Annotated in this window: 16 protein-coding genes; 7 read left to right on the forward strand and 9 right to left on the reverse strand. The window is 60.1% G+C overall.

What is annotated here, in order from left to right:
* Nucleotides 1-10: 10 nt before the first annotated feature.
* Genes ACUW6V_RS00430 through ACUW6V_RS00445 form a run of 4 tightly spaced genes read right to left on the reverse strand, consistent with a single transcriptional unit; the run spans nt 11 to nt 4,603 of the window.
* Nucleotides 11-1,357, reverse strand: coding sequence for a M20 family metallopeptidase (locus ACUW6V_RS00430; RefSeq protein WP_454037844.1), 1,347 nt, complete (start codon nt 1,355-1,357; stop codon nt 11-13).
* Nucleotides 1,354-2,268, reverse strand: a complete 915-nt coding sequence (locus tag ACUW6V_RS00435; protein ID WP_007888796.1) for an ABC transporter permease — start codon at nt 2,266-2,268, stop codon at nt 1,354-1,356. Before ACUW6V_RS00435 ends, ACUW6V_RS00430 begins: the two co-directional genes overlap by 4 nt.
* Entirely contained in the window at nt 2,268-3,113 is an 846-nt protein-coding gene (locus ACUW6V_RS00440) for an ABC transporter permease (RefSeq protein ID WP_454037845.1), read from the reverse strand. Before ACUW6V_RS00440 ends, ACUW6V_RS00435 begins: the two co-directional genes overlap by 1 nt.
* Nucleotides 3,110-4,603, reverse strand: a complete 1,494-nt coding sequence (locus ACUW6V_RS00445; protein WP_454037846.1) for an ABC transporter substrate-binding protein — start codon at nt 4,601-4,603, stop codon at nt 3,110-3,112. The genes ACUW6V_RS00440 and ACUW6V_RS00445 overlap by 4 nt, the downstream gene beginning before the upstream one ends.
* 177 nt (nt 4,604-4,780) lie before the next feature.
* Here ACUW6V_RS00445 and ACUW6V_RS00450 point away from each other — a divergent pair, with 177 nt between their 5' ends.
* The 4 genes from ACUW6V_RS00450 to ACUW6V_RS00465 all read left to right on the forward strand — a co-directional run bounded on the left by ACUW6V_RS00450 (nt 4,781) and on the right by ACUW6V_RS00465 (nt 8,974).
* Nucleotides 4,781-5,440, forward strand: a complete 660-nt coding sequence (locus ACUW6V_RS00450; protein WP_012124825.1) for a GntR family transcriptional regulator — start codon at nt 4,781-4,783, stop codon at nt 5,438-5,440.
* Nucleotides 5,441-5,549: 109 nt separating this feature from the next.
* Nucleotides 5,550-5,729 carry a hypothetical protein gene (locus tag ACUW6V_RS00455; protein WP_004387071.1) on the forward strand — a complete coding sequence of 60 codons (180 nt, stop codon included), beginning with the start codon at nt 5,550-5,552 and terminating at the stop codon, nt 5,727-5,729.
* A 212-nt stretch (nt 5,730-5,941) separates the two neighbouring features.
* Complete coding sequence (locus tag ACUW6V_RS00460; protein ID WP_105622170.1) at nt 5,942-7,879, forward strand: methyl-accepting chemotaxis protein; 1,938 nt, start codon at nt 5,942-5,944, stop codon at nt 7,877-7,879.
* A gap of 108 nt (nt 7,880-7,987) precedes the next feature.
* Complete coding sequence (locus tag ACUW6V_RS00465; RefSeq protein WP_007888785.1) at nt 7,988-8,974, forward strand: SDR family oxidoreductase; 987 nt, start codon at nt 7,988-7,990, stop codon at nt 8,972-8,974.
* Between the two features lies 1 nt (nt 8,975).
* Here the strand turns inward: ACUW6V_RS00465 and ACUW6V_RS00470 are convergent, their stop codons facing one another.
* Nucleotides 8,976-10,580, reverse strand: a complete 1,605-nt coding sequence (locus ACUW6V_RS00470) for an alpha-amylase family protein (RefSeq protein WP_454037847.1) — start codon at nt 10,578-10,580, stop codon at nt 8,976-8,978.
* Nucleotides 10,581-10,878: 298 nt separating this feature from the next.
* Between ACUW6V_RS00470 and ACUW6V_RS00475 the strand changes: the two genes are divergently transcribed.
* Nucleotides 10,879-11,157 (forward strand): type II toxin-antitoxin system RelE/ParE family toxin, encoded by a 279-nt coding sequence (locus tag ACUW6V_RS00475; protein WP_032989567.1) that lies wholly within the window; start codon nt 10,879-10,881, stop codon nt 11,155-11,157.
* The gene (locus ACUW6V_RS00480) at nt 11,157-11,444 is read left to right on the forward strand and encodes a HigA family addiction module antitoxin (RefSeq protein WP_004388462.1); all 288 of its coding nucleotides are present in this window, start codon (nt 11,157-11,159) and stop codon (nt 11,442-11,444) included. The genes ACUW6V_RS00475 and ACUW6V_RS00480 overlap by 1 nt, the downstream gene beginning before the upstream one ends.
* 59 nt (nt 11,445-11,503) lie before the next feature.
* On the opposite strand, the gene pqqU is transcribed toward ACUW6V_RS00480, so the two are convergent.
* A complete protein-coding gene (gene pqqU / locus ACUW6V_RS00485; RefSeq protein WP_105622172.1) occupies nt 11,504-13,621 on the reverse strand; it encodes a TonB-dependent receptor PqqU in 2,118 nt (705 codons plus the stop codon).
* A 277-nt stretch (nt 13,622-13,898) separates the two neighbouring features.
* Between pqqU and yncE the strand changes: the two genes are divergently transcribed.
* On the forward strand, nt 13,899-14,957 hold the full coding sequence (gene yncE / locus ACUW6V_RS00490; RefSeq protein WP_454037848.1) for a 7-bladed beta-propeller protein YncE: 1,059 nt from the start codon (nt 13,899-13,901) through the stop codon (nt 14,955-14,957).
* Nucleotides 14,958-14,986: 29 nt separating this feature from the next.
* On the opposite strand, the gene ACUW6V_RS00495 is transcribed toward yncE, so the two are convergent.
* The 3 genes from ACUW6V_RS00495 to ACUW6V_RS00505 are packed head-to-tail and all read right to left on the reverse strand — an operon-like array spanning nt 14,987 to nt 17,551.
* Nucleotides 14,987-15,853 carry an ABC transporter permease gene (locus tag ACUW6V_RS00495; RefSeq protein ID WP_105547259.1) on the reverse strand — a complete coding sequence of 289 codons (867 nt, stop codon included), beginning with the start codon at nt 15,851-15,853 and terminating at the stop codon, nt 14,987-14,989.
* On the reverse strand, nt 15,813-16,655 hold the full coding sequence (locus tag ACUW6V_RS00500) for an ABC transporter ATP-binding protein (RefSeq protein WP_454037849.1): 843 nt from the start codon (nt 16,653-16,655) through the stop codon (nt 15,813-15,815). Before ACUW6V_RS00500 ends, ACUW6V_RS00495 begins: the two co-directional genes overlap by 41 nt.
* Nucleotides 16,656-16,666: 11 nt before the next feature.
* Entirely contained in the window at nt 16,667-17,551 is an 885-nt protein-coding gene (locus ACUW6V_RS00505; protein WP_080320790.1) for a TauD/TfdA dioxygenase family protein, read from the reverse strand.
* Nucleotides 17,552-17,556: the final 5 nt, after the last annotated feature.

Below are 17,556 nucleotides of genomic sequence, written 5' to 3' on the forward strand. Positions count from 1 at the left end.
CCTGAATCCGTCAGAATGAGAGCAGCCAGTCGCGCAGCGACCGGGTATAGCGCGTAAGCCCGCGCAGGGTGACAAACTCATTCACGCCGTGCGCGTTGCCGCCATAGCCGAGCCCGCCGATGAGAAACGCGGGCGCGACGGGCGCAAAGGCGTAGGCTGGCGCGCAACCGGGCGCCCAGGGCCAGATCTGTGGGCGCGTCTGCTGCTGGTGATAGCTATTGAGAAGTTCCATGACGCCCGCGTCGTCAGTCGAAAAGCGCCTGCCGGGATAACTGTCATCAACAACCATTTCCACGCCTGCGATCTCCTGATGAGAAAGCGACGCGCGCATGGCGTCGAGCAATATATCCGGAGAACTGCCCGGCGGCGTGCGCAGCGCGAATTCAGCGCAGGCGAGTGGGGGAATAATGCCGCGGCCCGGTAGCGGCGTGGTGCGGATCTCACTTAAGTTCAGCACCGCGCTGCCAAGTAAAAACGCCAGCGCCTCGCGGGTATCGCCTGAAATCGTCAGCCGCTGGCTTTTGCGCATCGTCAGTTCATCGGCAATGCTGAACTGCGGGGCCAGCTCGTCAAGGATACGCAATGCGGCGTCATCCAGCGGCAGCGTTTCCAGCACGCCGTTGCGCCCGGCAGGCGCGATGGCGGCGAGCGCCTGCACCAGCCGCCACGCGGGGTTGGCTATCCACGCCGCGTTGCTCGCATGAATGGCGGCCTGCGGGCCGCCCCAGTCGCCGCCCGCGACGCGCAGACGCCCTGCGGTCATGCCGGTAAAGCCAAGATAGAGCCGCGGCGCGCCGCCGCCATATTCGCACAGCGACGGAAATAGCACGGCGAGCGCGGGCGAAACCGGGCAGGGTGTGCGTGCGAGATAGCGCCGGAGCGTACCGCTGCCACACTCTTCTTCGCCCTCCAGCAGGATCTCCAGATTGGTGGTGAGCCTGCCGCTCTCCCACAGATCGCGCACGACGGTGAGCATGCCGGCGAGCGGGCCTTTGTTGTTCTCCGCGCCGCGCGAAATAAACACATCGCCTTTATCGGACCAGTGGCGAATGCCGCCGGAGAACGGATCAACCTGCCAGCCCTCTGCATCGGCGGGCATGACGTCATACATGTTGTAGAGCACCAGCGTGTCGGGCGCGCCGATGTCCACGCGGACATGCACCAGCGGCGGGCTGTCGGTGGGCTGTTGCGCCACCGGCAATATCACCTCGGCGTCCAGTGCGTCGATAAGCCAGGCTTCGAGCCAGGCGGCGAGAGATCGCTGCTCATCCGGCTGATCCGCCACGCTTTGCCAGGCGGTAAGAGAAGAGAGCAGCTCCAGGGTCGCATCCAGGCTGGCATGCGGCTGAACGGTCATAAACGTATCCTTGGATTCAGTACCAGGTAAAGCAAATCAATCAGCAGGTTCACCACCACGAACGTCAGTGCGGCGAGCAATACCACGCCCTGCACCAGCGGAAAATCGCGGTTCTGAATAGCCTGCACCGCCAGGCGGCCAATGCCCGGCCAGGCGAAAATAATCTCTGTCACCAGCGCGCCGCCAAGCAGCGCGGCGAGCGAAATGCCCTGTACGGTCACAACTGGGATTAGCGCGTTGCGAAGCCCGTGACGCACCAGCACCCGCCAGGCGCTGAGCCCTTTGGCGCGCGCGGTGCGGATATAATCCTGGTCCAGCACGTCAATCAGGCTGGCACGCACCAGACGCGCCATCGCGCTCATATAGTATGCGCCAAGACAGACAGCAGGCATGACGAGCTGCAACGGCTCGCCGTAGCCGCCGGAGGGCAGCAGGCGCAGCTGCAGGCTGAAGAATAAAATCATCAGCAGCCCCAGCCAGAAGACCGGCACCGCCTGGCCGCTAAAGGCCACCAGTCGCGCCAGCAGGTCCCAGATAGTGTCGCGCCACAGCGCGCTCACCAGCCCGAGCGCCAGGCCCGCGAGCGTGCTCCAGGCGAGCGCGGTCAGCGCAAGCAGCGCGGTGGCGGGCAAACGTTCGGCAATCAGCGCGGAGACCGGCTGGCCAAAGCGCAGGGAATCCCCCAGATCGCCGCGCAGAAGGTGTCCCGCGTAATCGGCGTATTGGGTGAGCAGCGGCCTGTCAAAGCCCATCGCGTGACGAAAATCGGCAATCTCCTGCGTGGTGGCACCCGGCGGCATCATCACGGCCGCCGGATCGCCTGTCAGATGCAGGCTGAAAAATATCAGCAGCGAGACGCCGAACATCACCAGCAGCGCCTGGAAAAAACGGGAAATCAGATAGCGCGCCATTATTCGACCCTCGCCTGGGTAGTGCGTAGCCAGTAGTCGCCGAGCAAATTACAGCCCACCACCAGCATCGCGATGGCGCAGCCGGGCCAGACCACCAGCCACGGCGCAAGCAGCATATAGGCGCGGCCTTCGCCGATAAGATTGCCAAGCGTCGGCGTCGGCGGCTGGATGCCCATGCCGAGAAAGCCGACGGAGGCTTCCAGCACAATGAGACGCGGAATATCGAACGTCAGCAGCACCAGCAACGGCGTCGCGAGCGCCGGTAAAATATGGCGCAGCATAATACGCAGGTGCGAAAAACCCATGGTTCTCGCGGCTTCAATGTACTCCAGCTCGCGGATTTCCAGCGTTCTGGCGCGCGCCACGCGGGCGTAAATCGCCCAGCTGGTCACGCCCATAATCACAATAATGTTAGCAAGCGAGGTGCCAAACAGCGCCATCACCAGCAGGATCAGCAGAATAAACGGCACCGCCAGCTGAATGTCGATAAGCCGCATGATGAGCGCATCGACCCAGCCGCCGAAGTAACCGGCCACCATGCCCATCAGCGTGCCCATGGTGGCGGCGATGAGGGCGGCGATAATCACCACGAACAGCGAAAGACGGGCACCGGCGAGAATGCGCGAGAGCACGTCGCGGCCCAGTTGATCGGCACCCAGCCAGTGCTGCGGGCCAGGAGCCTGAAAGACCGCCGCGAGATCGCTTTGCAGCGGATCGGGTAACGGCAGCCAGGGAGAGAGCAGCGCTGCCAGGATAAGGACAGCCAGCAGCGCGCCGCCGAGAAGGCCGTCCCCCGGCAGGGGACGGCGACGTGAACGTGATGCGTAACGGCCAGGGAAGATCATTTCACCCTCATATCGAACAACGACACGCGGGCGTCTTCACGGCCTTTAAACGTGACGTTGTCACTGGAGGCGTAAATCGCGTCTTCGCGGTAGAGCGGGATCAGCGGCTGTTCGGTCGCGACGCGCTCCTGAATCTGCTCCAGCAGCGCTTTACGTTTCGCGGCATCCACCGTGGCACGGCTGTCGTTCAGGAGCTTATCCAGTGCCGGATCGCTTACCGTTGAGTACGGCTCGCCCCCGTGCAGCACCGGGTAGAGCGCGGCGTCGGCGTCCAGCGTCTGGGTGGAGCCCCAGCCCAGCATATAGAGCGGTGCCTGTTTGCCGGACGCCACCTGCTGGGTGTAGACCGACCACTCCGGCACTTCGAGCTGCGCTTTTACGCCGATAGCGGCGAGATCGGCCACAATGGCCTGGCCTACGTCAGCGCTGGCGATATAACGGCGCGGTGCCTGGAATTTAACGGTAAAGCCCTGCGGGTAGCCCGCCTCTTTCAGCAGCGCTTTGGCTTTTTCGCGGTCCTGTTTCGGCGCGGTAATGGCTTTATAGCCGTAGTCTTTCGGGCCTGCCAGCGTGCCGGTCGGCGTGCCGAAGCCGTGCAGCAGCGACTGCGTATAGGCGTCGCGGTTCAGCGCCAGCGACAGCGCCTGGCGCACGCGCACGTCGTTTAGCGGCGGCTCGCTGTTTTTAATGCCGAGATAAATCGTCAGCCCGCCGCCTTTGACCTGCTCAAGCTTCACGCCGGGTTTGCTTTTCACCAGCGGTGCGAGATCCGCCGGAACGCCTTCCACCAGCTGCGCCTCGCCGGTCAGCAGCGCGGTGATGCGCGCGGTCGCTTCCGGGATCGGGCGCCAGGTCACTTCATCGATTGATGGCTTGCCGCGCCAGTAGTTCGGGTTGGCCTCCATCACAACACGCTCATCGGGAATGAAAGTTTTGACGATATAAGCGCCACTTCCGACAGGTTTTCGTGCAAATTCCGCAGCACCGACTTTACTTACATAACCAGGCGGCACGATATAGGCCGGATAACGACTCATGCGTGTGGGCAGGAGCGGATCGGGGCCGTTGGTGTGAATACGCACCTGATAGTCGCCGGTGACCTCTACCGATTTAATCGTACGAATATAAGAAATGGTGGGGGCGTGGTTGGCCGGGTCGAGAATGCGGTCGATGGAGAATTTCACCGCCGCGGCATTGACTGGCTCGCCGTTGGTAAATTTAACATCCTTACGTAAATCGAACTGCCATGTGGTGTCGTTGATGGCTTCCCAGTGGGTGGCGAGGCCGGGTTTCAGTTGCATCTGCGCGTCGCGCAGCACCAGAGTATCGAAAACGTTATCCACCAGGGTCGCGGCTTCTTTCAGGAAGCCGGGATCCATGGCAGTAGCGGAAGTGGGCTGCGCAATCGTCAGCGAACTGGCCTGACTGAGCGGAGCGAATAAAGAAAGCCCCACAGAAAGTGAGAGAAGCTTACGGGACAGTCGTTTCATTAGGTCAATACCTTAATGGTTGTCGTACTGGTCAGTGAACGTTTTGGTTATTTTTGGTTTTCCTGACCATAAAAACCGTGTTATCAAAGATATAGAATATATCCTCTGGTCAGGATGACGAGACGTTAGTTAAGCGCCTGCTAATACAAAGTAAATTTTTTACGACAGGAAATAAACATGTTGGATCTGGAAAAAGCGCAACGCCTGAGTTTAACCATGCAAGTGGAAGTGAGATTGAAAAACGCCCTTATCGTTGGCAGCCTGCGTCCGGGTGCCCGTCTGGTCACGAAGGAAATCGCCGATCAGCTGGGGATCAGCATCACGCCGGTACGCGAAGCGCTGCTGCGACTGGTCTCCTCCGGTGCGCTCAACGCGACCCCGGCACAGGCGTTTCTGGTGCCGGAAATCAGCGAGGCGCGTTACGACGAAGTGACGAAGATCCGTAAAAATCTTGAAGGAATGGCGGCGGAAGCGGCGGCGAAAAATATGACGCCAGCGCGTATGGCTCACCTGCGTGAACTCTGTGACGCATTTCGCGAAGCCAAAATGTCCGACAGTGTCGAGCAGGCTTTGCAGGCTAACCGCGCGTTTCGTTTTCAGCTCTACAACTGGGCTGAAATGCCAACGCTGGTGTCGCTGATAGAGCAGCTCTGGATGCGCATCGGCCCATGCTTTAACTATCTCTATCCGCAGTCTGATGATTTTGTGCGCGGTCATCATAATTATGATGATTTGCTGGAAGCGCTTGAGGCGGGCGATGGCGAAGCGGCGGCACGCGCGGTGCATAAAGCGATTAACGACGGCGCGCTTATCCTGAAAAAACAGTATTTCGGCTAATCCGCACACCGGCAAAACATTGCCGGAATGCGTATTTCCCTTTTCGTCTCCCCGGCGCTTTACTGGCAGGGCAGCACAACGCCTGCGCACCGCCGAGGAGGCGATCATCATGCATATCTCCGTACGTCGTCACGCGTCGCGCTCACGTATTCGTCGCATTCTCCGCGCCTGGCTCACGCCGCACCCGCCCGAAACGCGTGCGCTGATGCTGGAATCCTTTATCCCTTACGGACATCTCTATGGTCTTGATTTCGGCAATATCGATCCGGGCCTGCACCGCCCGCGCTAACCGGTATCGACGCGGTATCCGGCTGCGTTACTGGAATGAACTGTGCACGCGCTTCAGATGGCCTTTGTCACGACAGCTTCCCGCGAGGCTGTCGGGTAAAAGGCCATTTTATTGCCCATTTTTTCCACATTTTGCTAAAAAAATCGGCGGCTTAGCCGATAACCTCCTGTGGCGCTCTGACGAGGCCCGACTATCGTAAAACAGGAGGCAGGATGGCTGTACTGGTAAACCGATTACGCAACGTTCGCATAACCCGCAAGCTCTCCGCCGGATTTGGCGTGGTGTTGCTGCTGGTGGCGCTGGCGACAGCGCTCTCTGTGGCGCGTTTTATGGCCATCCGCGACGCTAACCTCAAAAGTAATCTTATCGACGACATTAATATCGACGTCTTACAGGCCAAAATTAACCGTCTTAACTATTTCTATACCGGCGATGACGACGCCCGCGCGCTGATGAGTCGCTATGTTGACGAGGCGCTCGCGAAAACCGCTGAGGCCAGCGCCCTCGACTGGCCCGCCAACGAGCGCGCCATCGTCGCCGATATCAGGCGTTATCTGGAAAGCTTCCAGGGCAGCGTCACCACCATGAGCGACGCCACGGCGAAGCTCAGCCAGATCCGAAGCGCGCTTGACGCGCTGGCAGGCCAGGATGAAACCGCGCGGTATACCCAGCTTATCCGCACGCCGGTGGCCGACCCCGAGCTCTCATACGCGATTTACGATCTCCTGTTCGCCATCAGTAACCTGCGGGATTACGCCTACGCGCTGCGCTTTACCGGCACAGAGCAGGCGAGCGAGGCGCTTCAGAGCCGTTTCAGCGCGGTAGAAAGCCAGTATCAGGCGCTCGTGAGCCGTCTCTCGCCGGAACTGCTGCCGCCGTTCGCGGGGCTCTGGCAGGACACAGTGCGCTATCAAACGCTGAGTCGTGATTATTACGCCGCCCGGGAATCGCTGAAAGGCGCGGAAAGCGCGGTGAAAACGGCAGGGGATCAAAGTAGTGGCGCGATTAAACAGATGGTGGCGCTCACTAAAGCTGAGAATGACGAACTGGCGTCCGGCTCCTCAACGCTTGCCCTGATCCTGGGCGCGTTTGTGATTCTGCTCGGCGTTATCGTCGCGTGGGCCATCAGCCGCCAGATAATTCGCCCGTTAAAGCTTAACCTGGCGTTTGCCGAGCGCATCGCCGGGGGGGATTTGAGCGCGCAGATTGAGATCGATCGCCATGACGAGTTCGGCAAACTCACGGGTGCGATGGCTCGCGTGAACGAGAGGCTTCGCAGTATGACTGGCGAGCTGCGCGCAAGCGTCGGGCGTCTCACTCACACGGCGCAGGAGATTGCCTCTGGCAACCATGCGCTCGCGGCGCGTACCGAACAGCAAACCACGGCGGTGGTGCAGACGGCCGCCAGCATGGAGCAGCTCACGGCGACCGTGAAAAATAATGCCGACAACGCCCGCCATGCCAGCCAGATAGCGTCGCAGGCATCACAGACCGCCGGGCGCGGCGGTGACGTGGTGCGTGATGTGGTGCAGACGATGCAGGATATCTCCGCCAGTTCGCGTAAAATCGCTGACATTACCGAGGTCATCAACAGTATTTCTTTCCAGACCAATATTCTGGCGCTCAACGCCGCGGTGGAAGCCGCGCGTGCGGGAGAACATGGTCGCGGCTTCGCGGTGGTGGCGTCTGAAGTGCGCAGTCTCTCCCAGCGCAGCGCGCAGGCGGCGAAAGATATCGCGCTACTGATTGATGAATCGGTCAACCGCATCAAAACCGGCAGCACGCTGGCGAGCCGCGCCGGTGAAACGATGAATGAAGTGGTGAGTTCCGTTACCCGCGTGAACGATATTATGGAGGAGATTTCGTCAGCGTCGCAGGAGCAGAGCCGCGGTATTGAGCAGATCGCCCGCGCGGTTGGCGAGCTGGACGCCACCACGCAGCAGAACGCCACGCTTGTCAGCGCGTCCTCGGCGGCCGCAGGCGAGCTCGGCACCGAGGCGGCGCGTCTGCGCCAGCTTGCGGGCGCGTTCCGCCTGAATACGCAACCGGCTTCGCCGCGACCGGAAGCCACCGGGCCCATCCGTTCGGCAGCGCCTGTCACCGTGACCGCGCGCAAACCCGTCACGGAAGAGGGCTGGACCACGTTCTGACGCCGCGTTACCCCGCACTTTCTTCTCTCGCGCCCGGTTCGCCGGGCGCCCACTTTTCCTGCGCTGTACTAAGCTTTCGTTACCCTTAACGCAAATCAGGATAACGACATGACAAAAAACGCCTTTGTTGCTGTCGTGACCGGCGGCAGTTCAGGAGTCGGGCGCGCGACAGCCAGTTACTTTGCGGCCTCTGGCTATGATGTGGCGATCATTGCCCGTGGAGAGCAGGGCGTGGCGGAGGCCACAGAAGACTTAAAGCGTTACGGCGGCCGGGTGCTTGGCATCTGCGCTGACGTGGCGGACCCGCAGCAGGTAAGCAACGCGGCACAGCGTATCGAAGAAGAACTGGGGCCAATGGCGGTGTGGGTGAACTGCGCCATGACAACCGTGCTTGCGCCGGTGGAGGATATCAGCTTTGACGAGTTCCGGCGTGTCACCGAGGTGACCTATCTCGGCGCGGTGAACGGCACCCGTAGCGCGCTGCGCTATATGCAGTTGCGTGACAGCGGCACCATCATTCAGGTGGGTTCGGCGCTCGCGTGGCGCTCGATTCCGTTGCAGTCCGCCTATTGCGGCGCGAAAGCGGCGATCCGCGCGTTTACCGATTCCCTGCGCTGCGAACTGCTGCATCAGAAAAGCGGGGTGCGGGTCTCGATGGTGCAATTGCCTGCCATTAACACCACGCAGTTCAACTGGGCGCGCAATAAGTTTCATCACCGGATGCAGCCGATAGAGCCCATTTACCAGCCGGAAGTGGCCGCCAAGGCGATTTACGACGCCGCCGTGGCGCGCCGTCCGCCGCGCGAAGTGTGGCTTGGGAAAAACACGGTGATGTCGATTGTCGGCAATATGTTCTTTCCGGGATTACTCGACCGTTATGTGGCGAAAACCTGGGAAGGGCAACTCACCGACGAAGCCGAACCGACACAGCGCCCCGATTACCTGTTTCAGCCGCTGGAGAACGGCCATCAGGCGCACGGACGCTTTGACAGCCACGCAAAGAACAAGGCCATTGCCGTGGATTCCCGCGTGATGGGCGTGGCAGCCGTGGCGGTAGCAGGGCTGCTGGTTAAAGCCCTGTTCCGCCGCCGTTAATTTACTTTACCCGCAGCCAGCGGTAGCCATAGCCGTTGATGCGAAGTGAGCAGGCGACTGGCGGATACTCATCATCCGCCAGTATCTCGCAGGCGCCTTCCAGATTTAACTCGCCCAAATCCACCGTCACCGCCTCATGGCTCAGGTTCGTCAGCATCAGCGTGGCGACGTTATGGTTCTGATAGCGCACCGCAAACACGCTCTTTTCTTGCACCGTGAACGGGTGGAAATGCTGATAGCAGATCTCCGGCAGCGTGCGCCAGACGGCGATAATCTGCCGGATACGGTGCAGCAGTGAGCCGTCGCGCGCTTCTTGCTCTTCCACATTTATCGCCTGATAGCGAAAGGGGCCGTCGGTAATTAACGGCTCCACAAAGCGCGCCGGATCGCAGGCGGAAAACCCGGCACCCGGCCCCGCATTCCACTGCATCGGCGTGCGCACCGATTCACGCTCCGGCTGTGAAAGCAGATCGCCCATACCGATTTCCGCACCATAGCGCACCACCGGCGTGCCGGGCAGCGAAAAGAGCAGGGCATGCGCCATTGCCTGCTGGCGTTCGTTGCCGTCGAGCATCGGTGCCAGGCGGCGGCGGATGCCGCGCCCGTAAATGCGCATGTCGGGATCGGGGGCGTATTTCTCCATTACGAAGTCGTAATCTTCCGGCTCCAGATCTTCAAGATCCAGCTCGTCATGGTTGCGCAGCCAGAAGCAGTAACCGCCGTTGGCGGGCGGCATCGGCAGCTCGTTAAGCGCTTTGACCAGCGGTGCCGCCTCTTCGCGGGCCAGCGCCAGAATGGTGTTTTTGTTGATCCAGAAATTAAGCAGCGTGGTCAGGCGTTCGCCGCCGCCGAAGAAATCTTCAAATTCCGAGACGTTCACGTCCACTTCGCCAAGCAGGATCATATCCGGATGATCGTCCGTCAGCAGGTCGTAGAAGTGGTTAAACAGCCGGTAGCCGCTCTCTTTATCGCCCGGCAGGCTGGCCTGTTCCACCATGTGCGAAGCGGCATCGACGCGAAAGCCCGCCACGCCTTTTTCGGCCCAGAAGCGCAGCACGTGATCGACAGCCTGAATCACGTCCGGGTGGCGCAGGTTGAGATCCGGCTCATGATGGTAAAAGAGATGGCGGTAGTAGCGCTGCGCCTGCTCATCCCAGCGCCAGATGTGCGGCTCGATTGTCGGAAACATCGGCGCGGGTTCATCCGGGCCTGGCGTGTCGCGCCACAGATAGTAGTCATGAAACGGGTTGTCGCGGCCTTTGCGCGCCTCCTGAAACCAGTCGTGGGCATCTGAGGTGTGCTGTGCCACCAGTTCGATAATCACACTAATTCCCCGCTTCTCCGCCTCGGCTATCAGCCACTCGACATCGTCCAGCGAGCCGATACGCGGGTCTGGCTCGGTGTGGTTTTCCACGTCATAGCCGTTATCCCGACGCGGCGAGAGATAAAACGGGGTCAGCCAGATGGCGGTTGCGCCAAGCGATTCAACATAGTCGAGCTTTTCGACAATGCCGCGCAGGTCTCCCCAGCCGTCGGCGTTGCTGTCAAAAAAGCGGGTGGGATCTATCTGGTAAATGACGGCGTTCTGGTGCCACAGACGGCTCATAAGCGGATTCCTTTTGGCGGTTAAACGGAATTCGACGAATGTTAAGTATAGGCGCGACGGCACGGCCTGCATGGCGAACGATGTGTCTCTGTGTTGTAAAGCGCGCAGAGAGGTTTCATCACAAATGCGAGCCGTGCCGAACGTTTTAACCGTCATTCAGCATCAGGCTTCTGGCGTATGCGCAACGCTGATAAGGTGCTGCGCAGTGGAAAGCGTAAGCCGTAACTTAACGCTTATCTGGGTGTTGCGCATGGCGCAACACTGATTTAAAATCTTCATCAGGAGCGAGGTGGCAGGGATGATCAGAAGCTTCAGGCATAAAGGCCTGCAACGCTATTTCGAAACGGGTTCCACCGCAGGCATTCATGCCCTCCATGCCAGAAAGATTTCTCTGCGGCTGGCGGTGCTGAATCAGGCGATAAGACCCGCTGACGTCGACTTACCGGGATTTTTCCTGCATCCCCTGACGGGGGATCGTAAAGGTATATGGGCTGTGACCGTCAGCGGAAACTGGCGCATCACGTTTGAGTTTCGGGATGGCGATGTCTTTATCGTCAATTATGAGGATTACCACTGATGGCAACGATGTTTAACCCACCGCACCCAGGCAGGCTGGTGCAGGAGTCAATGGAAGCGCTCGGCCTCAGTGCCCGTGCGCTGGCCAAAGCGCTGGACGTCGCGCCGTCGACGGTGCAGCGGCTGCTGGTCGGCAAATCTGACGTCTCCCCGGAAATGGCGCTGCGTCTCTCGGCAGTCCTTGGCAGCTCGCCGCATGTCTGGCTGGGTATGCAGAACGAATACGATCTCTTTCAGGCGCGCCAGTCTGTTGATTTCTCGCATCTGCAACGGTTGCAGAGGGCATAAAAAAACGGGCTGTGAGGCCCGTTTTTTTGTTGCGTTGCCGCTGAAAACACTCGCCAGCGTTACTCGAAGCGGTAGCTGACGCTTGCGCCAACACCGTAATTGCGGCCCGGCGCAGGCTCGTAGTAGCGGCCGTTGGATTCGTTAACGATGACCGAGCCGACATACGATTTATCAAACAGGTTATCGACACGGCCAAACACATCCAGCAGCCAGTTGCCGCGCTGGAATTTATAGCCGGTGTTGAGGCCCACCGTGGTGTAAGACGACGCTTTGTCGGTATTGGGGTCATTAGCCATGATGCTGCTCATATAGCGCACATCGCCGCCCGCGTACCAGCCGGTTTCCGGCTCGTAACCGAACGAGGTGTAGAGCATATTGCGCGCGATGCCCGGCATCCGGTTGCCGTTGCAGTCGCCAGTGCGACAGACGTTGGTGCGGTAGGTGGCGTCAAGGTAGGTCCATGCCGCTTTCAGCTTCCACGCGTCGCCGAACTGCTGGTCAAGCGCCAGTTCAACGCCCTGACGGCGGGTTTTTCCGGCGTTTTTATAGCTGCTGCGCCCGCTGCCCACACTCTGATCCACCACGATTTCGTTGTCCGTATCGGTCCGGAACAGCGCGGCGGTCAGCAGGCCATTGCCGATGCGCGTTTTGCTGCCGATCTCCGCCGTATCGCTGGTGGATGGCTTAAGCGCGAAGTTCAGGCCGCTCTGACCGTTTGAGCGATAAGAAAGTTCGTTGATGGTCGGCGTTTCAAAGCCGCGGCCATAAGAGGCATAGACGTTCCAGGCGTCGGTCAGGGCATATTTCAGCGAGCCCGCCGGCAGCCACTTGTGATAATTGGCCTCGCCGCTGTCGTCGCCGTTGCCCGGCACCACGTAAAAATCGTTCGAGTCGAACCAGATATTGCTGTAGCGCACGCCCGCGTCGAGGCTCAGTTTGTCGGTCAACTGCCAGGTGGTTTGCAGATACGGATCGACGTTCCACATCAGGTTGCGCTCGTTGCGGCGTAGCTCACCTTTCTCACCAAATTGCGGCGCGCCGTTGACCAGGCGGAAGTTTTTATAGCCTTTGCGGTCTTCGCTCATATTTTCGTAATCGAGACCGAGCGTGAAGCTCACCGGCAGGCTGAGCAGCGCGTCGCGGTGCGTCCAGCGGCTGTCGATGCCCTGATAGTGGCGGGTGAGGTCGATAACGCCGCCGGGGTTGGAGGGCTCTGCCTGGAAGCCCTGGTTGAACGACTGAAACTGCGTGGTTTCGCGCTCTCCCGCGTACGCCATGACGCTGATATCGTCATTCTCTGTCAGCGCGCGCTCGTAGCGCAGGCCCGCCTGGGTCTGTTTCGTGGTTTTACGGGTGTTGAATTCATCGCCGCGCGGCGACTGGCGCGGGTTTTCACGCCACTCGTCGCGAGTCAGGCCGCCCGGATCGTTGGCTTTGATATCCACACTATTAAAGAGCAGCGTCAGCTTGCTGGCCTCGTCAAGCCGCACGCCGAGCTTCGCGTTAGCGAGGTTTTTACGCGCGCCGCTGTGGTCGCGATAGCCGTGGGTGGTGAAACGGGTCGTTGAAACCGTGTAATCGACATCGCCCGCCTGGGTGCCGTCGCCGGTCGCGCCGGACGCTTTCAGGCCGTAACGCACGCTGCCGTAGCTGCCGTACCAGGTGCCCGCTTCAATCTTCGGCGGCTGCTCGCCGGTTTCGGTTTTCACATTGATCACGCCGCCGGAGGCGTTGCCGTAAAGCGCCGAAAACGGCCCGCGCAGCACGTCCACGCTCTCAATGCTGTTGAGATCGAAATTCGAGGTGTAACCCTGGCCGTCCGGCATCGTCGCTGGAATACCGTCGACATACATGCGAATGCCGCGCACGCCGTAGGTGGAGCGGGAACCGAAACCGCGCATGGAGAGCTGCAAATCCTGGGCGAAGTTTTGCCGATTCTGGATCTGCAGGCCCGGCACGCTGCCCAGATTTTCAGAGAGATTGACCTGAGGCGCGGCGTGACGCAGATCGTCGCCGTTGACGACGCTGACAGACGCGGGCGTGTCGAGTTCAGAGATCCCGCCGGGCGCGGCGGTCACAATCATGGTTTGTTCATCTGTAGCGGCGGCCTGCGCGTGGGTGAGAGCGACAGGCAGCAGAAAAGCGAAGGGCGCATAGACAGCGCGGGAGATTTTCATGCGGTTTACAAAGTCCCGGAAGTAACAAAATCAATAAAATCTGTGATGTAATCTTAAACGTTATGTAAATTTTTGAAAAACTTAACGGCACGTTGCGTTAACTCAGGCAAGTGTAGCGGCCTTTTGTCATTTCGCGAGCCATAAAAAGGCTTCCTTTCACGTGAATAATGATTATTATTCTCATCCATAATAAAAGGTTCCGGCCAGACCGGGCCATGTTTTTCCTTTTGGTTCCAGTGTGATGCAACCCATTCTGTTTGTTTAAAAGGGAGTTCTTATGCCGTTACGTCACCTCTCCACGCTGCGCGCGCTGCTCGGCGCGCTGTTTATCGCGGGTACGTTCGCGTCGTTCACCTCGCAGGCGGCCGACGAGCTGCTGCGCAAGCCGGTCGGCAAAGGCGCGTATGAAATGGCCTACAGCCCGGCGGAGCAGGCGCTGTTCGTCGCCACGTCCCAGAGCCGCAAGCTGGATAAAGGCGGCGTGATTTACCGTCTCGACCCGACGACGCTGGATATTACCCAGACCATTCATAACGATCTCAAACCGTTCGGTGCCGCGATTAACACCAAAACCAATACGCTGTGGTTCGGCAATACGGTCAATGGCGCGGTAACGGCGGTGGATGCGAAAACCGGCGACGTTAAAGGGCGTCTGGTGCTTGACGGGCGCGTGCGTTCAGAAAGCGTGAAGCCGTTGCAGCCGCGCGAGCTGGTGGTCGATGAAAACACTAATACCGTTTATATCGGCGGCATCGGTAACGAGAGCGAGATCTGGGTGGTGGATGGCGAGACGGTAAAACACCGCGCAAGCATTACGGGTCTTGGTAAATACAGCGCCGGGCTCGCGCTCGACGCCGCGGCGAAGCGCCTGTATACCACCAACGCCGACGGCGAATTTATTACCATCGACACCGCGACCAATAAAATCCTGTCGCGCAAAAAGCTAGCCGAAGACGGTAAAGAGCACTTCTTTATCAACCTGAGCCTGGATACGGCTAACCACCGCGCGTTTGTGGCGGATTCGAAGCAGCCGCAACTGCTCGTGGTGGATACCCGCACCGGCAACGTTATCAAAACCATCGAGGCACCAAACGCGCTGGCGGTGCTGTTCAACCCGGTACGTAACGAGGTCTATCTGACGCACCGCGAGGCGGGCAGCGTCAGCGTAATAGAGGCTAAAGGTTACACTGTCACGAAAACCTTTAAAACGCCGGTACACCCGAACAGCCTGGCGCTCTCGCCGGATGGTAAAACGCTGTATGTTACGGTGAAGCAGGCCTCCAGCCGCCAGCAGGAAGCCACCAGCCCGGATGACGTTATCCGCATCTCGCTGTAAAAAAAGGCCCCGCACTGGCGGGGCTTTTTTTAACGCTGCATGCCCCAGCGCCGCACGGTCGCTTTTTCGAGCGTGGCGAACACCAGTCCTTCCACCAGCAGCCCGATGATAATCACCGTCGCCAGCCCGGCGAATACCCGGTCGGTAAACAGCTCGTTGCGGTTCTGGAAAATATACCAGCCCAGCCCGCCGTCGCCGCTTGAGGCGCCAAACACCAGTTCGGCGGCGATAAGCGTGCGCCATGCGAACGCCCAGCCAATTTTCAGCCCGGAGATAATCGACGGCAGCGCCGCCGGGATCAGGATATTGAGCACCAGCCGCGGGCCGTTCAGCCCGTAGTTTCGCCCGGCCATCCGTAAGGTTTCCGGCACGCTCTGAAACCCGGACCACGTGTTAAGCGCGATAGGCCACATGACCGAGTGCACAAGCACAAAAATCAGGCTCCCCTGACCAAGCCCGAACCAGAGCAGCGCCAGCGGCAGCAGGGCAATCGCGGGCAGCGGGTTAAACATGGCGGTCAGCGTACTGAGCAAGTCGCGCCCCAGCCGAGTGGAAATCGCCAGCGCGCTGAACACCAGCGCCAGCACGCTGCCAATGGCATAGCCTTTTAATAGCGTGCCGAGCGAGTTAATGATTTTCTCTGGCAGCTCGCCGCTGTGCATATCTTCGCTGAAGGCGCGCAGCGTTTGCCAGAATCCCGGCAGCATCAAATCGTTATTCTGGATACGCGCCACGCCTTCCCAGAGGGCAAGCAGCGCAATGACCAGCAGCGTTTTACGTACCCAGGCCTGGTTCCACAGCCGGGTGGTGAGCGGCAGCGGTGTGTCCAGCGGCAGCGCGCCGGGGAGCGCGGTTTCACGCTGATACTCGGGACGGACGGGCGGCAGTTGCGCCATAGCGGGTCTCCTTCGCCGGTTGCGTAGCATTAACAGGGAACAGCAGGTCGTGAATGTGGCGGGCGGCCTGCGCGAAGGCCGGGCTTGCGGTGTCATCCATGCCAAACTGGTGGCAGTTGATCTCGGCGCGCACCTGGCCCGGATGCGGCGAGAGCACCAGAATACGGCTGCCAACCATCAGCGCTTCTTCAATGGAGTGGGTCACGAACAGCAGCGTAAAGCCGGCGTCCTCCCAGAGTTCCAGCAGCTCCTCCTGCATATGGCGGCGCGTCAGGGCATCCAGCGCGGCGAACGGCTCATCCATCAGCAGAATTTTCGGCTTCATCGCCAGCGCGCGGGCGATGGCCACGCGCTGCTTCATGCCGCCGGAGAGCATATGCGGCAGCGCGTCGGCAAAGGCGGCAAGCCCCACTTTATTCAGAAAGTGCAGCGCGCGCTCGCGCGCTTCGGCTTTGCTGGCCTGACGGCTCGCCACGAGCGGAAACATGACGTTTTCCAGCACCGTTTTCCAGGGCGGAAGCTGGTCAAATTCCTGAAATACCATCATGCGCTCCGGGCCGGATTTTGTGACAACGTCACCTTCAAGGCGAATGGTGCCGCTCACGGGCGCAAGAAACCCCCCGATGGCCTTGAGCAGGCTCGACTTACCGCAGCCCGACGGGCCAAGCAGGATGAACCGGTCGCCGGGCCAGACGTCAAAAGAGACCTCATGCGCCGCGCGAACGCGGCTTTCCCGGGTGCGGTATTCCAGGCTCAGCGCGTCGAGACGCAGCAGCGGGCCGTGGGTCTGTGCATTCTGCATGGCTGCCTCCGTTAAAATGGCGCGTCGCCTTCGATAGTGGTGCGATAGAGCTTGCGGCGCAGGTGCGCCGGGCAGCCGGTCGCGAGATGGATCAGCGAGCGGTTATCCCAGAACACCATATCGCCCGGTTGCCACTGGTGGCGGTAGAGATGCTCCGGGCGCACGCTGTGAGCCCAAAGCGCCTCCAGAATGTCGCGGCTCTCCGCCTCCGGCAGCCCTTCGATATGCGTGGTGAACCCTTCGCTGACAAACAGCGCCTTGCGCCCGGTTTCCGGATGGGTGCGCACCACCGGATGCGACACAGCCTGCACTTCGGCAAGCTGCTGTTCCGTTAATTGCGGTCGCCAGTGGCTGCCGAATTTCGGGCGGCTGTAAGTCGCGGTGTAGGAATGCACCGCCTTTTTGCCTTCAATGGCGCGCTTCAGGTCGTCCGGCAGCGTTTCATACGCCAGCTCCATATCGGCAAACAGCGTGTCGCCGCCTTCTTCCGGCAGCTCCTGCGCATAGAGCATGGAGCCCAGGCTTGGCAGCGTTTTGTATGAAAGATCCGAGTGCCAGAATTTACCGGCGTCGCCAAGACCAATCGGCTGGCCGTTCTCAATAATGTTCGAGACGATGAGGATTTCCGGGTGGTCAGGCAACAGGAACTGCTTCAGCACATGGATTTGCAGCGGCCCGAAGCGGCGGCTGAAATCGATCTGCTGACGCGGCGTGATTTTCTGGTCGCGGAACACCACCACGTGATGGTCGAGATGCGCCTGATGAATGCGCGCAAAGTCGGCGTTATTGACCGGCAGGCGCAGATCCAGCCCGGTAATTTCCGCGCCGAGGCGCGCGAAGGGCGTAATGGTAAACGGCTGCGCGGCAACCGGCGTGGCGTTGAGCGTTGTGGTCATCGGTT

This window comes from Cronobacter sp. 153480017-3, from assembly GCF_053627815.1.

What these genes read in the sequence shown, in the direction of transcription:
- ACUW6V_RS00470 (WP_454037847.1), bottom strand. Translation starts at nt 10,580, where the DNA reads ATGAGCCGTCTGTGGCACCAGAACGCCGTCATTTACCAGATAGATCCC.
- ACUW6V_RS00500 (WP_454037849.1), bottom strand. Translation starts at nt 16,655, where the DNA reads ATGCAGAATGCACAGACCCACGGCCCGCTGCTGCGTCTCGACGCGCTG.
- ACUW6V_RS00475 (WP_032989567.1), top strand. Translation starts at nt 10,879, where the DNA reads ATGATCAGAAGCTTCAGGCATAAAGGCCTGCAACGCTATTTCGAAACG.
- ACUW6V_RS00435 (WP_007888796.1), bottom strand. Translation starts at nt 2,268, where the DNA reads ATGGCGCGCTATCTGATTTCCCGTTTTTTCCAGGCGCTGCTGGTGATG.
- ACUW6V_RS00455 (WP_004387071.1), top strand. Translation starts at nt 5,550, where the DNA reads ATGCATATCTCCGTACGTCGTCACGCGTCGCGCTCACGTATTCGTCGC.
- ACUW6V_RS00445 (WP_454037846.1), bottom strand. Translation starts at nt 4,603, where the DNA reads ATGAAACGACTGTCCCGTAAGCTTCTCTCACTTTCTGTGGGGCTTTCT.
- ACUW6V_RS00465 (WP_007888785.1), top strand. Translation starts at nt 7,988, where the DNA reads ATGACAAAAAACGCCTTTGTTGCTGTCGTGACCGGCGGCAGTTCAGGA.
- ACUW6V_RS00430 (WP_454037844.1), bottom strand. Translation starts at nt 1,357, where the DNA reads ATGACCGTTCAGCCGCATGCCAGCCTGGATGCGACCCTGGAGCTGCTC.
- ACUW6V_RS00460 (WP_105622170.1), top strand. Translation starts at nt 5,942, where the DNA reads ATGGCTGTACTGGTAAACCGATTACGCAACGTTCGCATAACCCGCAAG.
- yncE (WP_454037848.1), top strand. Translation starts at nt 13,899, where the DNA reads ATGCCGTTACGTCACCTCTCCACGCTGCGCGCGCTGCTCGGCGCGCTG.
- ACUW6V_RS00495 (WP_105547259.1), bottom strand. Translation starts at nt 15,853, where the DNA reads ATGGCGCAACTGCCGCCCGTCCGTCCCGAGTATCAGCGTGAAACCGCG.
- ACUW6V_RS00505 (WP_080320790.1), bottom strand. Translation starts at nt 17,551, where the DNA reads ATGACCACAACGCTCAACGCCACGCCGGTTGCCGCGCAGCCGTTTACC.
- ACUW6V_RS00450 (WP_012124825.1), top strand. Translation starts at nt 4,781, where the DNA reads ATGTTGGATCTGGAAAAAGCGCAACGCCTGAGTTTAACCATGCAAGTG.
- pqqU (WP_105622172.1), bottom strand. Translation starts at nt 13,621, where the DNA reads ATGAAAATCTCCCGCGCTGTCTATGCGCCCTTCGCTTTTCTGCTGCCT.
- ACUW6V_RS00480 (WP_004388462.1), top strand. Translation starts at nt 11,157, where the DNA reads ATGGCAACGATGTTTAACCCACCGCACCCAGGCAGGCTGGTGCAGGAG.
- ACUW6V_RS00440 (WP_454037845.1), bottom strand. Translation starts at nt 3,113, where the DNA reads ATGATCTTCCCTGGCCGTTACGCATCACGTTCACGTCGCCGTCCCCTG.